This window comes from Caulobacter sp. 73W (assembly GCF_041021955.1).
Classification (GTDB): domain Bacteria; phylum Pseudomonadota; class Alphaproteobacteria; order Caulobacterales; family Caulobacteraceae; genus Caulobacter.
Window position 1 is genome coordinate 2,308,589 of the sequence record NZ_CP158375.1, and the last position, 12,594, is coordinate 2,321,182.

13 protein-coding genes are annotated in these 12,594 nt (G+C 67.7%); 8 read left to right on the forward strand and 5 right to left on the reverse strand.

Translation table 11 applies throughout. From position 1 onward, the window contains the following. Positions 1-20: 20 nt before the first annotated feature. From ABOZ73_RS10845 to ABOZ73_RS10875, 7 genes are all read left to right on the forward strand, one after another. Positions 21-575 carry a F0F1 ATP synthase subunit delta gene (locus ABOZ73_RS10845; protein ID WP_369058164.1) on the forward strand — a complete coding sequence of 185 codons (555 nt, stop codon included), beginning with the start codon at positions 21-23 and terminating at the stop codon, positions 573-575. Between the two features lie 7 nt (positions 576-582). After that, on the forward strand, positions 583-2,118 hold the full coding sequence (gene atpA, locus ABOZ73_RS10850; protein ID WP_369058165.1) for a F0F1 ATP synthase subunit alpha: 1,536 nt from the start codon (positions 583-585) through the stop codon (positions 2,116-2,118). 11 nt (positions 2,119-2,129) lie between these two features. Continuing rightward, positions 2,130-2,768, forward strand: coding sequence for a pseudaminic acid biosynthesis-associated methylase (locus tag ABOZ73_RS10855; protein ID WP_369062524.1), 639 nt, complete (start codon positions 2,130-2,132; stop codon positions 2,766-2,768). 4 nt (positions 2,769-2,772) lie between these two features. After that, positions 2,773-3,648 (forward strand): F0F1 ATP synthase subunit gamma, encoded by an 876-nt coding sequence (locus ABOZ73_RS10860; protein WP_369058166.1) that lies wholly within the window; start codon positions 2,773-2,775, stop codon positions 3,646-3,648. A gap of 22 nt (positions 3,649-3,670) precedes the next feature. Then, positions 3,671-5,266: a F0F1 ATP synthase subunit beta gene (atpD, locus tag ABOZ73_RS10865; protein WP_369058167.1), complete on the forward strand. Its 1,596-nt coding sequence runs from the start codon at positions 3,671-3,673 to the stop codon at positions 5,264-5,266. A gap of 2 nt (positions 5,267-5,268) precedes the next feature. Then, positions 5,269-5,529 carry an ATP synthase F1 subunit epsilon gene (locus tag ABOZ73_RS10870; RefSeq protein WP_369058168.1) on the forward strand — a complete coding sequence of 87 codons (261 nt, stop codon included), beginning with the start codon at positions 5,269-5,271 and terminating at the stop codon, positions 5,527-5,529. Positions 5,530-5,634: 105 nt separating this feature from the next. Beyond that, positions 5,635-6,300 carry a hypothetical protein gene (locus tag ABOZ73_RS10875; RefSeq protein ID WP_369058169.1) on the forward strand — a complete coding sequence of 222 codons (666 nt, stop codon included), beginning with the start codon at positions 5,635-5,637 and terminating at the stop codon, positions 6,298-6,300. A gap of 47 nt (positions 6,301-6,347) precedes the next feature. On the opposite strand, the gene ABOZ73_RS10880 is transcribed toward ABOZ73_RS10875, so the two are convergent. The 4 genes from ABOZ73_RS10880 to ABOZ73_RS10895 form a co-directional block, all read right to left on the reverse strand. Continuing rightward, on the reverse strand, positions 6,348-7,091 hold the full coding sequence (locus ABOZ73_RS10880) for an alpha/beta fold hydrolase (RefSeq protein WP_369062525.1): 744 nt from the start codon (positions 7,089-7,091) through the stop codon (positions 6,348-6,350). Between the two features lie 50 nt (positions 7,092-7,141). Next, a complete protein-coding gene (locus ABOZ73_RS10885) occupies positions 7,142-7,762 on the reverse strand; it encodes a hypothetical protein (protein WP_369058170.1) in 621 nt (206 codons plus the stop codon). A gap of 152 nt (positions 7,763-7,914) precedes the next feature. Then, positions 7,915-8,391: an RNA pyrophosphohydrolase gene (locus ABOZ73_RS10890; protein ID WP_369058171.1), complete on the reverse strand. Its 477-nt coding sequence runs from the start codon at positions 8,389-8,391 to the stop codon at positions 7,915-7,917. Beyond that, the gene (locus ABOZ73_RS10895) at positions 8,388-9,551 is read right to left on the reverse strand and encodes a divergent polysaccharide deacetylase family protein (RefSeq protein ID WP_369058172.1); all 1,164 of its coding nucleotides are present in this window, start codon (positions 9,549-9,551) and stop codon (positions 8,388-8,390) included. Before ABOZ73_RS10895 ends, ABOZ73_RS10890 begins: the two co-directional genes overlap by 4 nt. A gap of 153 nt (positions 9,552-9,704) precedes the next feature. On the opposite strand from ABOZ73_RS10895, the gene ABOZ73_RS10900 reads away from it, so the two are divergent. Further along, entirely contained in the window at positions 9,705-10,640 is a 936-nt protein-coding gene (locus tag ABOZ73_RS10900) for an isopenicillin N synthase family dioxygenase (RefSeq protein ID WP_369058173.1), read from the forward strand. Between the two features lie 52 nt (positions 10,641-10,692). Here ABOZ73_RS10900 and ABOZ73_RS10905 read toward each other — a convergent pair whose 3' ends face one another. Continuing rightward, positions 10,693-12,501 carry a M2 family metallopeptidase gene (locus tag ABOZ73_RS10905; RefSeq protein WP_369058174.1) on the reverse strand — a complete coding sequence of 603 codons (1,809 nt, stop codon included), beginning with the start codon at positions 12,499-12,501 and terminating at the stop codon, positions 10,693-10,695. Positions 12,502-12,594 lie beyond the last annotated feature (93 nt).

A 12,594-nucleotide genomic window follows, 5' to 3' on the forward strand; every position in this document is an offset into this window, starting at 1 on the left:
AACCCACCGGGCGGATTTACGTGGCGGACGATACCAAGACGACGGATGCGGGCGACCGATACGCCCAGGCCCTCTTCGACCTGGCCAACGAGGCCGGTCAAACGGCGGCCGTCGAGGCTGACCTGAAGAGCCTGAAGGCCGCGTATAAGGACAGCGCCGATCTGCGCCGTCTGCTGACCAGCCCCGCCTTCTCCGCCGAAGACAAGGCCGCCGGCCTGAACGCCATCGCCAAGAAGGCGAAGTTCAACGCCACCACCATCAAGTTCCTCGGCCTGCTGGCCGCCAACCGCCGCTCGTCCGACCTGATGTCGGCGATCGCCGCCTTCGAGCGCCTGTCGGCTGCTCAGCGCGGCGTTGTCTCGGCCGAGGTGGTCTCCGCCGTTCCGCTCAGCGCCGCCCAGTCCAAGGGTGTCGCCCAGGCCCTGCGCACCGCGCTGGGCAAGGAGCCTGAAATCTCGACGCGCGTCGATCCGTCCATCCTGGGCGGTCTGAAGGTGCGCGTCGGTTCGCGTCTGTTCGATGCTTCGCTGAAGTCGAAGCTCGATTCCCTGAAATTCGCCCTGAAGAGAGCCTAAGCCCGCCATGGACATCCGCGCCGCCGAAATTTCGGCCATCCTGAAGTCCCAGATCGCCAACTTCGGCGAAGAAGCCGATGTGTCCGACGTCGGTTCCGTGCTGTCGGTCGGCGACGGCATCGCCCGCGTCTTCGGCCTGGACAAAGTCCAAGCCGGTGAAATGGTCGAGTTCCCGAAAGCCGGCGTGAAGGGCATGGCCCTGAACCTGGAGCGCGACAACGTCGGCGTCGTCATCTTCGGTGATGACCGCAACGTGCGCGAGGGCGACGAAGTCCGCCGCCTCGGCGAAATTGTGGACGTGCCGGTCGGCAAGGGCCTGCTGGGCCGCGTCGTCAACCCGCTGGGCGAGCCGATCGACGGCAAGGGCCCGATCAAGAACGTCGCCGAGCGCCGCCGCGTCGACGTGAAGGCCCCGGGCATCATCCCCCGCAAGTCGGTGCACGAGCCCGTGCAGACCGGCCTGAAGGCCATCGACACCCTGATCCCCGTCGGCCGCGGCCAGCGCGAGCTGATCATCGGTGACCGCCAGACCGGCAAGACCGCCGTGGCGATCGACACCATCCTGAACCAGAAGGCCGCCAACGCCGGCACGGACGAGAGCGCCAAGCTCTACTGCGTGTACGTCGCTATCGGCCAGAAGCGCTCCACCGTCGCCCGCATCGTCAAGACGCTCGAGGACAACGGCGCGCTGGACTACACCATCGTGGTCTCGGCCACGGCGTCGGAACCGGCTCCGCTGCAGTTCCTGGCTCCGTTCTCGGGCTGCGCCATGGGCGAGTGGTTCCGTGACAACGGCATGCACGCCCTCATCATCTACGATGATCTGTCCAAGCAAGCCGTCGCCTACCGTCAGATGTCGCTGCTGCTGCGCCGCCCGCCGGGCCGCGAAGCCTATCCGGGCGACGTGTTCTACCTGCACTCCCGCCTGCTGGAGCGCGCCGCCAAGCTGAACGAGGACTACGGTTCGGGTTCGCTGACGGCTCTGCCGCTGATCGAAACCCAGGCCAACGACGTGTCGGCCTACATCCCGACCAACGTGATCTCGATCACCGACGGCCAGATCTTCCTCGAGACGGACCTGTTCTATCAGGGCATCCGTCCGGCGGTGAACGTCGGCATCTCGGTGTCGCGCGTGGGCTCCTCGGCCCAGATCAAGGCGATGAAGCAGGTGGCTGGCCCGATCAAGGGCGAGCTGGCGCAGTATCGTGAAATGGCCGCCTTCGCGAAGTTCGGCTCCGACCTGGACGCCGCCACCCAGCGCCTGCTGGCCCGCGGCGAGCGCCTGACCGAGCTGCTGAAGCAGCCGCAATACGCGCCGCTGTCGGTCGAAGAGCAGGTCTGCGTGATCTACGCCGGCACCCGCGGCTATCTGGACAAGATCCCGACCGCCTCGGTCGGCCGCTTCGAGTTCGAGTTCCTGGCCCGTCTGCACAGCCAGAACAAGGATCTGCTGGACGGCATCCGCACCAAGAAGGCCCTCGACGACACGCTGGAAGGCAAGCTGAAGAGCGCGCTGGAAAGCTTCTCGGCGACCTTCGCCTAAGCGGGATCGTGATGGCCGCCAGCCAACCCAAGCCTCTGGACGCCTGGTCGGGCGCTTTCGGCGACGCCTATACGGAGCGCAACTCCGTATCGGCCGACGCCGTGCGCGGCCGCGTGCGCGCCTTGGCGAAGGCGCTGGCGCCGCTTGAGGGCGGCATGCCCCGCAGCGTTCTGGAGGTGGGAACGAACATCGGTCTCAATCTCCGCGCCCTGCCGTCGATCATCGACGGCGAGGTCTGGGGCATCGAGCCAAATGCTTCGGCGCGTGACCGCGTGATCGAGGACGGCGTCCTGCCGGCCGAGCGGATGCTGGCGGGCTTCGGCCACCAGATTCCGCTGGGTGACGGCGCGGTCGATCTGGCCCTCACCTCCGGCGTGCTGATTCACGTCGATCCGACGTTGCTCGAGCAGACGATGCGGGAAATTCACCGCGTCGCGGCCAAGTACGTCCTGTGCATCGAATATTTTTCTTCAAAGCCGGAAACCATCTCCTATCGCGGAGAGGACGGGTTGCTGTTCAAGCGGGACTTTGGGGGTCTCTACCTCGATATGTTCCCTGACCTGGAGCTCGTCGATTACGGCTTCTTCTGGAAGCGGACGACAGTAATGGACGACAGCACCTGGTGGCTGTTCAGAAAGGCGGGCGTGTAATCGCATGGCCAGCCTGAAGGAAATGCGCAATCGGATCTCGAGCGTGAAGGCCACGCAGAAGATCACGAAAGCAATGCAGATGGTGGCGGCCGCGAAGCTGCGCCGCTCGCAGGACGCCGCCGAGAGCGCGCGCCCCTATGCGACGCGGCTGGCCAGCGTGATCGCCAACCTGTCGGCCGGCGTGTCGGGCGATGGCCCGAAACTGTTGTCGGGCACGGGTTCGGAGCAGCGTCACCTGGTGGTGGTCGCCACGTCGGACCGCGGTCTGGCCGGCGGCTTCAACAGCTCGATCGTCCGCGCCGCCAAGGACTTCGCCCAAGGCCTGCTGGCCCAGGGCAAGGACGTGAAGATCATCACCGTGGGCAAGAAGGCCCGCGATCCGCTGCGCCGCGTGTTCGGTGAAGAGCGGATCGTCGAGAGCTTCGAGCTGTCCGGCCAGCGCACGCTGACCCTTGCCAGCGCCCAGCCTGTGGCCGACGCCATCACCCGAATCTTCGAGGCGGGCGAAGCGGACGTGGTCACCCTGTTCTACAGCCGCTTCAAGTCGGTGGTGTCGCAGGTTCCGACCGCGCGCCAGCTGATCCCCGCGGCGGTCGAAAGCGAAGGTCCGGCGAAGTCCGGCGAGGCGGTCTACACCTACGAGCCGTCCGAGGAGGAAATCCTCGAGACGCTGCTGCCGCGCTACCTGACGGTCCAGATTCTGTCCGCGTTGCTCGAGAACCAGGCCGGCTTCTACGCCAGCCAGATGAGCGCCATGGACAACGCCACGCGCAACGCCGGCGACATGATCCGCCGCTACACCCTCGAATATAACCGAACCCGCCAGGCGCAGATCACCAAGGAGCTGATTGAAATCATCTCCGGCGCCGAAGCTATCTGACGAAAGACGATTGAAGCTCGCCATGGCCAAGACCCCTGCTGCTACGGCCCCCAAGGCCGCCGCCCCGAAGGCTGCTAAAGCCGCCGCTCCGAAAGCCGTCGCCGCTGCGCCGAAGAAGGCTGCTGCGCCGAAGGCTCCCGCCGCAAAGGCCTCCACGTCCAAGGCGCTGGTCGCCACGGGCGCCGCGACGGGCCGCATCGTCCAGGTGATCGGCGCCGTCGTCGACGTCGAGTTCGATGGCGCTCTGCCCGCGATCCTGAACGCGCTGGAAACCACCAACACCGACCAGCGCACCGGCGAGACCTTCCGCCTGGTTCTGGAAGTCGCCCAGCACCTGGGTGAGAACACCGTCCGCACCATCGCCATGGACACCACCGAGGGTCTGACCCGCGGCCAGCCCGTGACCGACACCGGCGCGGCGATCAACGTGCCGGTCGGCCCGGCCACCCTGGGCCGCATCATGAACGTGGTCGGCGACCCGATCGACGAAGGCGGCGCGATCGCCACCGCCGAGCGTCGTCCGATCCACGCCGAGGCCCCGTCCTTCGCCGAGCAGACCACGACCGCCGAAGTGCTCGTCACCGGCATCAAGGTCATCGACCTGCTCTGCCCCTACACCAAGGGCGGCAAGATCGGCCTGTTCGGAGGCGCCGGCGTCGGCAAGACCGTGACCATGCAGGAACTGATCAACAACATCGCCAAGGCTTACGGCGGTTATTCGGTTCTGGCCGGCGTGGGTGAGCGCACCCGCGAAGGCAACGACCTGTATCACGAGATGATCGAGTCCGGCGTGAACAAGCCGGGCGGCGGCGAAGGCAGCCGTTGCGCCCTGGTCTACGGCCAGATGAACGAGCCTCCCGGCGCCCGCGCCCGCGTCGCCCTGACCGGCCTGGCCCAGGCCGAGTACTTCCGCGACGAAGAAGGCAAGGACGTGCTGCTCTTCGTCGACAACATCTTCCGCTTCACCCAAGCGGGCGCCGAAGTGTCGGCTCTGCTGGGCCGCATCCCCTCGGCGGTGGGCTATCAGCCCACCCTGGCCACCGAGATGGGCAACCTGCAGGAGCGCATCACCTCGACCCAGAAGGGTTCGATCACCTCGGTCCAGGCCGTGTACGTTCCCGCCGACGACCTTACCGACCCGGCCCCGGCCACCTCGTTCGCCCACTTGGACGCGACGACCGTGCTGAGCCGCGACATCGCCGCCCAGGCCATCTTCCCGGCCGTGGACCCGCTGGACTCCACCAGCCGGATCATGGACCCGAACGTCATCGGCGAAGAGCACTATGCCGTCGCCCGCCGCGTTCAGGAGATCCTGCAGCAGTACAAGGCGCTGAAGGACATCATCGCGATCCTGGGCATGGACGAGCTGTCGGAAGACGACAAGCTGACCGTGGCCCGCGCCCGCAAGATCCAGCGCTTCCTGTCGCAGCCGTTCCACGTGGCTGAGCAGTTCACCAACCTGCCGGGCGTGTTCGTGTCGCTGGACGACACCATCCGTTCGTTCAAGGCGATCTGCGACGGCGGCTACGACCATCTGCCGGAACCGGCCTTCTACAACGTCGGCACCATCGAGGACGCCGTCGCCAAGGCCGAGAAGCTGGCCGCGGAAGCCGCCTGATCATGGCCAAGCTGCACTTCTCCCTCGTCGCGCCCGAGCGCGAACTGTTCTCGGGCGATGTCGACCAGGTCGACGCTCCCGGGACCGAGGGCGACTTCGGCGTCCTGGCCGGCCACGCGCCGTTCATGACGGCCCTCAAGGAGGGCCGCGTGACGGTGCGTGACGGCTCGGCCGTGCGCGCGTTCGACATCCAGGGCGGCTTCGCCGACGTCACGCCGGAAGGCCTGACGATCCTGGCTGAACACGCGGTCGAGGCCGCCTGAGGCGGTTCGCCGCCGCATTACTGTCGTAAACCGTCTCTAGAGGGGTTGCGATAGCGTCCTGCCCGGTGTGTCATGCCGCGCCGTCAAGTTAAGGGGAATTGCCGTATGCGCCTTGTGCTCGCCAGCCTGATCACCGCCGCCACGTTCGGTGTCGCCGTCGCCCAGGATGCGGCCACGCCGCCCCCGGCCGAAACCGCCCCGGCTCCGGCCGCTGTCCCGGCCGATCCGGCCGCGCAGCCGGTCGCTCCGGCTCCCGAAGCCGCCACGGCTGCTCCGGCCGAGCCGGCGCCGGTGACCTACCCGGCTCCGACCGATCCGACCTCGATCGCCATCATCAACGTCCTGAACAACGTCTGCGTCCAGGGCGTGCTGGACGGCGGCGACCAGGCCGCCCTGGCCAAGGCCGCCGGCTTCAAGAAGAAGCGCGACCAGTGGATCCTGGCTCAGGCCAAGCCCTATCAGATCGTCGTCGAGCCGGCTGGTTCGAACAAGAACGTCTGCACCCTGACCATCACCCATCCGACGGGCCTGGCCCAGACGCTGGTGACCGATCTGCACGGCTGGGCGTCGACCCGCGACCCGATCCTGCAGCTGTACCGCAACGACCAGATGGTCGGCTCGGACTACAAGCGCACCACGGTGTCCTGGGAGCACGTCGGTGAAGGCACCGCCTCGACCGGCATGGTGTTCGTGCAACTGAAGAAGCCGGACGACACCTCGGTGTTGAAGAACGCCGACCAGTCGAACCTGCTCTACAGCGTTCGCAAGTAAGCATTCATCGGGCGTCGGACCTCCGCGGTTCGACGCCCGAATTGTATCTAGGCCGCCGCTCGTGCGTCCTGGCCAAGCCAGTCCAGGCAGGCGTCGGCCACGGTGTCCCAGCCCGGCTCGGCGGGCAGCCAATGGCTCATCTCGGCGAAGGTCTGGAACGATCCGCCGACGCACGCGGCCACCTGGCGCACCGTGGCGGGCGGATGAATGAGGTCGCGCCCGCCGGCGATCGTCAGGGCCGGGGCGCCCACCGCTCCGATGCTGGTGGTCATCATCGGGTCCAGCCACCAGTTCAGCGTCTCGAACAGGGCGCGGCCGCTCTCGGCGGTCATGCGCTCGAAGGTCCGCCGCACGTCGTCGCGCGGCAGGCGGTCGAGGCTGTAGGTGCGCGCCAGGTCGTATTGCGGGTCCACCGACTGCAGCCAATAGGCGCCGAGGGCGTACAGGCCGACAGCGCTGCAGGCCTCTTCCATGGACGTTCCGGTCACGCCCCAGGGGGCGGACGGCGCGAGCAGGATCAACCCGGCGGCGGGACGACGCCGCGCCAGGCGTGAGGCGGCCATCTGGGCGACGAGACCGCCCATGGAATGACCGATGAGAATGGGAGCGTCCGTTTGCGCGTCGCACAGCTCGGCGACCGCGCGGGCGTAGTCGCCCATGGACAGGCCTGCGGGATTTTGTCCGTCGCCGCGGCCGGGCAGATCGGGCGCCAGGACCTTATGGCCGGCCGCCTCGAAGGGTTCGCGGAAGTGGTCGAACACCCACCCGCCGCAAAACGCCCCGTGGATCATCACCACGGGGCGCAGGGTTTGCGAGGCGTCAGTCCGTGACGCCAAGCGCGTTACTTCTTGGCCTTGGGCTTGGCGGCGGCTTTGGGCGCAGCAGCCTTCTTCGGAGCCGCGGCCTTGGCCGGCGCCTTGGCGGCGGCGGGCTTCGCGGCCGGCTTAGCAGCAGCCTTGGCGGCGGGCTTGGCCGGAGCCTTCTTCACCGCGGCCGGCTTGGCGGCGGCTTTCGAAGCAGCGGCTTTCGCTGCGGGTTTGGCCTTCGGCGCGGCCTTGGCGGCGGCCGGCTTGGCTGCGGCGGCTTTCACCGGAGCGGCCTTCTTGGCGACGGGTTTGGCGGCGGCCTTGGCGGCCGGCTTCGCAGCCGCGGCCTTGGCCGGAGCCTCCTTCACCGCGGCGGCCTTGACCGCCGGCTTGGCGGCAGCCTTCGGAGCAGCCTTGGCGGCCGGCTTCCTGGCGGCGGGCTTTGCAGCCGCTTTCGGCGCGGCGGCCTTCGGGGCGGCCGGCTTGGCGGCGGCGACCGGAGCGGCCGCCGGAGCGACAGGCTTGGGCGCCGGCGTTGGCGCGACGGCGGCAGGAGCCGGCGCCGGGGTCGGCTTGGGAGCCGGAGCAGGAGCCGCCGGCTTGGCGGGTTGCGGCGCAGGCTTGATGCCCAGCCAGGTGAGAATTTTGTCGATCACTGTATCGGTTCCCTGTCAGCGACGTACGGCCAAGTCGGCCCGTGGGTTGAAGTGCGGCCCTCGTGGTCGGCCGGTCTAGCGTCCGCTTGCGGTCGCATGTCGTGGATCATGGAACTGGCCCCCGCCAATACGCCCCAGAACGAAGCCCCTAACTAGACCCCCGCGAAACGCCGGAAAGCGTGAGCCACTTGTCCGTACACGTCTCGCTTGAAGGGTATGATCAATTCGACTGCTTCGTCGAGTGCGCCCCACCGCCAAGCGTCAAATTCGATATCCGCGTGAGATGAAAGATTGATTTCCGAGTCCTCGCCGCCGAACAGAAAAGCGAACCAGACCTGTTTTTGACCTTTCCAGCCACGAGCGATCTGCTTGTGCAGCACTTCCGGCGGAAAATCATAGACGATCCAGCCTTCGGTTCGTCCCAGCAGCGAGGCGCTCACGACCCCTGTTTCCTCGGCGAGTTCACGCCGGGCGGCGGCTTCCAGGTCCTCGCCCTCATCGACGCCGCCCTGCGGAAACTGCCAGTTCCAAGGATCGGGCGTTTTGGCGCGGCGGCCCAGCCAGACTTGGCCCTTGGCGTTGAAAAGGACCACGCCGACGTTCGGGCGATAGGCGGAAAGATCGCTCATCGCTTGCTCGTCACGGCCGAAGCGGGGGCCAGTTGGAAGCCGCGCGCAGACAGGCCCTCGGCCCAGCGAGCGACCTGGTTGATGGTCACCGGATAGGCGAAGCCCGAACCCAGGGCCTGGCCGCGCTGCACGGCGCCGCCCTCGACGGCCTTGAGCTGCCGGTTGATGGCTTCGGCCGAGAGCTGGTCGTCGATGATGCGGTCGGCGGACGCCCGCTGGCCGGCGCCGCGTCCGTTCGCCTGGCCGTCGTCGATGAAGGCCAGGCCTCGCTGCTTCAGCACCGCGCTCAGGGTGGTCACCGCCATGTCCGACTTCAGGAAACGCGAGCCCAGATAGTTGGTCAGGCCGAAATAGCCCGTGGCGCGGCTCATCAGCCATTCCAGCTTGCGCACCGTCTCCTCCGGCCGCGCGCGGGACATCAGGGTGTAGGGGCCGGGATCGTTCTGCGGATAGTCGTTGGGCTCCAGCGGCGTCTCCAGCAGCACCTCGTGGCCGTGGCGGCGGGCCAGGTCGATCCACCCTTGCAGGTCCTCGCCATAGGGTGCGAAGGACAAGGTGATCTCGGCGGGCAGCTGTTCGATGGCGGCGCGCGTCGTCTGGGCGTTGAGGCCCAGGCCGCCGATCACCAGCGCCACGCGGGGGCGACCGTCCGGCGTGAACGGGCGGGCATAGGCCTCGGCCGGCGTGCGGCCGCCCGGCGCGACCACCGGCAGCTTGCCGCCGCCGGGGCCCGGCGCCCACAGGCCGGCGATAGGCGCCGCGGGCAGGGGGTCGTGCGCGGCCAGGGGCGGGGCGGCGTGAACCTCCGGCGCCTTGGCCGTTTCCGCCGGCGCGGCGCTCGGCGGTCCTTCGGAGAGCTGCAGAACGTCGGGGACGAGAGGCGCTTCTTCCTTCGGCTCCTGGGCCAGGGCCTCCAGCCATCCGGGAGGCGCGCCCTTGGTGGCGCCGATGCTTTGCAGCCGCACGCGGACGGATGGCGCGCCGGCCATGGGATCGCCGAGGGCGAGCACCAGCACGCCCAAGGTCGCCGCGAACAACAGGGCCGCGCCGGCCGCGCCTGCATAGGGATTGGCGCGCAGGCCGAGCAGGATGTCGCGCAGGCCGGCGCCGCCCGCGCCGGAAGCGGCGGCGGTCGCGAAGGCGGGTTTCTTCAGAAACATGTCGGCGACGATCTCATGCGGGCGTCAGGCTCGACAATTATGGTTAACGAAACCGTAAGCGCCGCCATTGCGGAAGGCGGTATTGACCTGAGTCAGATGCGCGCAAGCTGTGAAAGGTGTAGAAGCCGCCTCCGTCCTTCATGGAGCCGCGCCTTGCCTACCTCCGCCATCGAGCCCGTTTCGTTCCTGCGTTACGCCGACGATTTCGAGGGCTTCTCCCGTGATCTGGGGACCTCGTTCCAGCGCTTTGGCTTCGCGGTGATCTGCGACCATGACCTGGACCAGGCCCGCATCGACGGCGCCATCGGCGAGGCCAAGGACTTCTTCGCTTTGCCGGAAGAGACCAAGAAGGCCTACGTGGTCGGCAAGGGCGGGCAGCGCGGCTACGTCCCCTTCGGCATCGAGACGGCCAAGGGCGCGACCCATCACGACCTCAAGGAATTCTGGCACATCGGCCGGGACCTGCCGGAAGGTCACCGCTTCTCCGAGGTGATGCCGCCGAACGTCTGGCCGTCGGAGACGCCGCGTTTCGAGGGCGAGCTGAGCTGGCTGTACGGCGCGCTGGACCACATGGGCGTGCGCGTCCTGCAGGCCATCGCCAACTACCTCAAGCTCGACCGCCATACGTTCGACGAGCCAGTGCGCGAGGGCAATTCGATCCTGCGCCTGCTGCACTATCCGCCCGTTCCTGCCGATGCGGGCGGCGTGCGCGCCGGCGCCCACGAGGACATCAACGCCATCACCCTGCTGCTGGGGGCCGAAGAGGCCGGGCTGGAGGTGCTGGATCGTGACGGCCGCTGGCTGGCGATCAACCCGCCGCCCGGCGCCCTGGTTTGCAACATCGGCGACATGCTGAGCCGCGCGACCAACGACGTCCTGCCCTCGACCACGCACCGGGTGGTGAACCCGCCGCCGGAGCGTCGCGGCTTCTCGCGCTATTCGACGCCGTTCTTCCTGCATTTCGCGCCGGACTATCTGATCGAGACCCTGCCGGGCTGCGCTACGGCGAAGCATCCGAACCGCTATCCGGAGCCGATCACGGCCGACGATTTCCTCAAGCAGCGCCTGCGCGAGATCAAGCTGCTCTGATCGCCGGGAATAGAGGGCTGACGGGCCCGGACGAGCCCGTCAGCCAGGCGGCCTACCAGCCGCACTTCTCGTTCTTGTTCTGCTTGGTCAGCCACAGGTTCAGCGGCGCGAAATAATCGGCCACCGCGCTGGCGTCCGTTTGCTTCTCGCCGGTGAAGGCGGCCATGGCGTCGGGCCAGGGCTGCGACGCGCCCATCTCCATCATGGCGTTGAATTTCGCCCCGACTTCCTTGTTCCCATAGATCGAGCAGCGGTGCAGCGGGCCCTTCCAGCCAGCCTGCTTGCAGGCGGCGCGGTGGAACTGGAACTGATAGACCCGCGCCAGGAAGTAGCGCGTGTACGAGGTGTTGCCTGGCACGTGGTACTTGGCAGCCGCGTCGAAGGCGTCCGCCGGGCGCGGGCCGGGCGGGACGATGCCCTGGTACTGGGTGCGCAGCTTCCACCAGCCGTCATTGTACTGGTCCGGCGCGATCTGGCCGGAGAACACCTGCCACCGCCACTTGTCGACGATCAGGCTGAACGGGAAGAAGGCGATCTTGTCGAGCGCGGTCTTCAGCAGGAACGGGATGTCGCCTTCGGCTCCAGGCACGGTTTCCAGCAGGCCGATCTGGTTGAGATAGGTGGGCGTGGTGGCCGACAGGGCCGCGAAGTCGCCGATGGCCTCGTGGAAGCCGTCATTGGCCGCGCCCCGGAACAGATAAGGCTGCTTGGAATATGCGCGCTGGTAGTAGTTGTGCCCCAGCTCGTGGTGGATGGTGACGAAGTCCGTCCCGTTCACCTTGGTGCACATCTTGATGCGGATGTCCTCCTTGTCGTCCACGTCCCACGCCGAGGCGTGGCAGACCACCTCGCGGTCCTGCGGACGGACGAACATGGAGCGCTTCCAGAAGGTCTCCGGCAGGGGCGCGAGGCCGATCGAGGAGTAGAAGCCCTCGCCCGCCTTCACCATCTTCACCGGGTCATAGCCCTTGGCGACCAGTAGGTCGTCGAGGTTGTAGCCGGCCGCGGCGCCGGCGGTCTTGGGCGCGGCGACGTCATAGATGTTGCCCCACTCCTGCGCCCACATATTGCCCAGCAGGTCGGCGCGGATCGGGCCGGTGCGCGGCTGGACGGTGTCGCCGTACTTCTCGTTCAGGCGCGAGCGGACGTAGCAGTGCAGGTTTCGGTAGAACGGCTCCAGCTGCTTCCAGACGCGGTCCGTTTCGGCGGCGAAGGCCTCGGGATCCATGTCGTAGCCGGCGCGCCACAGGGCGCCGGTGTCCTTGTAGCCAAGGCCGCGGGAGCCCTCGTTGGCCAGCTCGACCATCTTGACGTAGTCGTCGTGCATGACGGTCGCGGTGGAGTGCCAGCCTTCCCAGGCGGCTTTCAGATCCGCCGGATCGCGGCTTTCGGCCAGCACATCCTCGGCGTCGTTGAGGGTGATGGTCTTGCCCTTGTAGTCGAATTTGCCGGTGGAGAAGGTGCTGTCCAGGCGCGAGGCGATGGTGGCCAGTTCCTCGGCGCCGCCCGGGCGCTGCGGCGCGGGCAGGTTGAGGTTGCGCTTGAGGATGTCGAGCTTGCGGCGGGTCACCGGGTCGGCCTGACTCTTGTCGTACTTGGCGGCGTCCATGGCCAGGCGGGTGGCCAGTTCGGTGATCTCGGCGCCGGCCTTGGCTTCCAGCCACTGGGTGTCTTCGGTGATGTAGGTGGCGCGCACCCAGGACGAGCGGGCGGCGTACTCGCTCAGCTTGGCGAGATCGGCTTCGGCCTTGTCGGTGAAGGCCTTGGCTTCGGCGGCGGTCGGCGGGGTCTGGGCCACGGCGCAAAGCGGCGCGGCGACCAGGGCCGCGGCGGCGCAGGCGGCCAGGAGTTTCAGTTTCATGGATCGGCCTTCCTCGGAGCGGCGGCCTCTGACGGGCCGCTGAAAGCGCGCATGGGAAAGCCCTTACGCGCCTCCGTCAAGTCGCCGAGGGAG

What these genes read in the sequence shown, in the direction of transcription:
- atpA (WP_369058165.1), top strand. Translation starts at nt 583, where the DNA reads ATGGACATCCGCGCCGCCGAAATTTCGGCCATCCTGAAGTCCCAGATC.
- ABOZ73_RS10855 (WP_369062524.1), top strand. Translation starts at nt 2,130, where the DNA reads ATGGCCGCCAGCCAACCCAAGCCTCTGGACGCCTGGTCGGGCGCTTTC.
- ABOZ73_RS10860 (WP_369058166.1), top strand. Translation starts at nt 2,773, where the DNA reads ATGGCCAGCCTGAAGGAAATGCGCAATCGGATCTCGAGCGTGAAGGCC.
- atpD (WP_369058167.1), top strand. Translation starts at nt 3,671, where the DNA reads ATGGCCAAGACCCCTGCTGCTACGGCCCCCAAGGCCGCCGCCCCGAAG.
- ABOZ73_RS10870 (WP_369058168.1), top strand. Translation starts at nt 5,269, where the DNA reads ATGGCCAAGCTGCACTTCTCCCTCGTCGCGCCCGAGCGCGAACTGTTC.
- ABOZ73_RS10875 (WP_369058169.1), top strand. Translation starts at nt 5,635, where the DNA reads ATGCGCCTTGTGCTCGCCAGCCTGATCACCGCCGCCACGTTCGGTGTC.
- ABOZ73_RS10880 (WP_369062525.1), bottom strand. Translation starts at nt 7,091, where the DNA reads ATGATCCACGGGGCGTTTTGCGGCGGGTGGGTGTTCGACCACTTCCGC.
- ABOZ73_RS10890 (WP_369058171.1), bottom strand. Translation starts at nt 8,391, where the DNA reads ATGAGCGATCTTTCCGCCTATCGCCCGAACGTCGGCGTGGTCCTTTTC.
- ABOZ73_RS10895 (WP_369058172.1), bottom strand. Translation starts at nt 9,551, where the DNA reads ATGTTTCTGAAGAAACCCGCCTTCGCGACCGCCGCCGCTTCCGGCGCG.
- ABOZ73_RS10905 (WP_369058174.1), bottom strand. Translation starts at nt 12,501, where the DNA reads ATGAAACTGAAACTCCTGGCCGCCTGCGCCGCCGCGGCCCTGGTCGCC.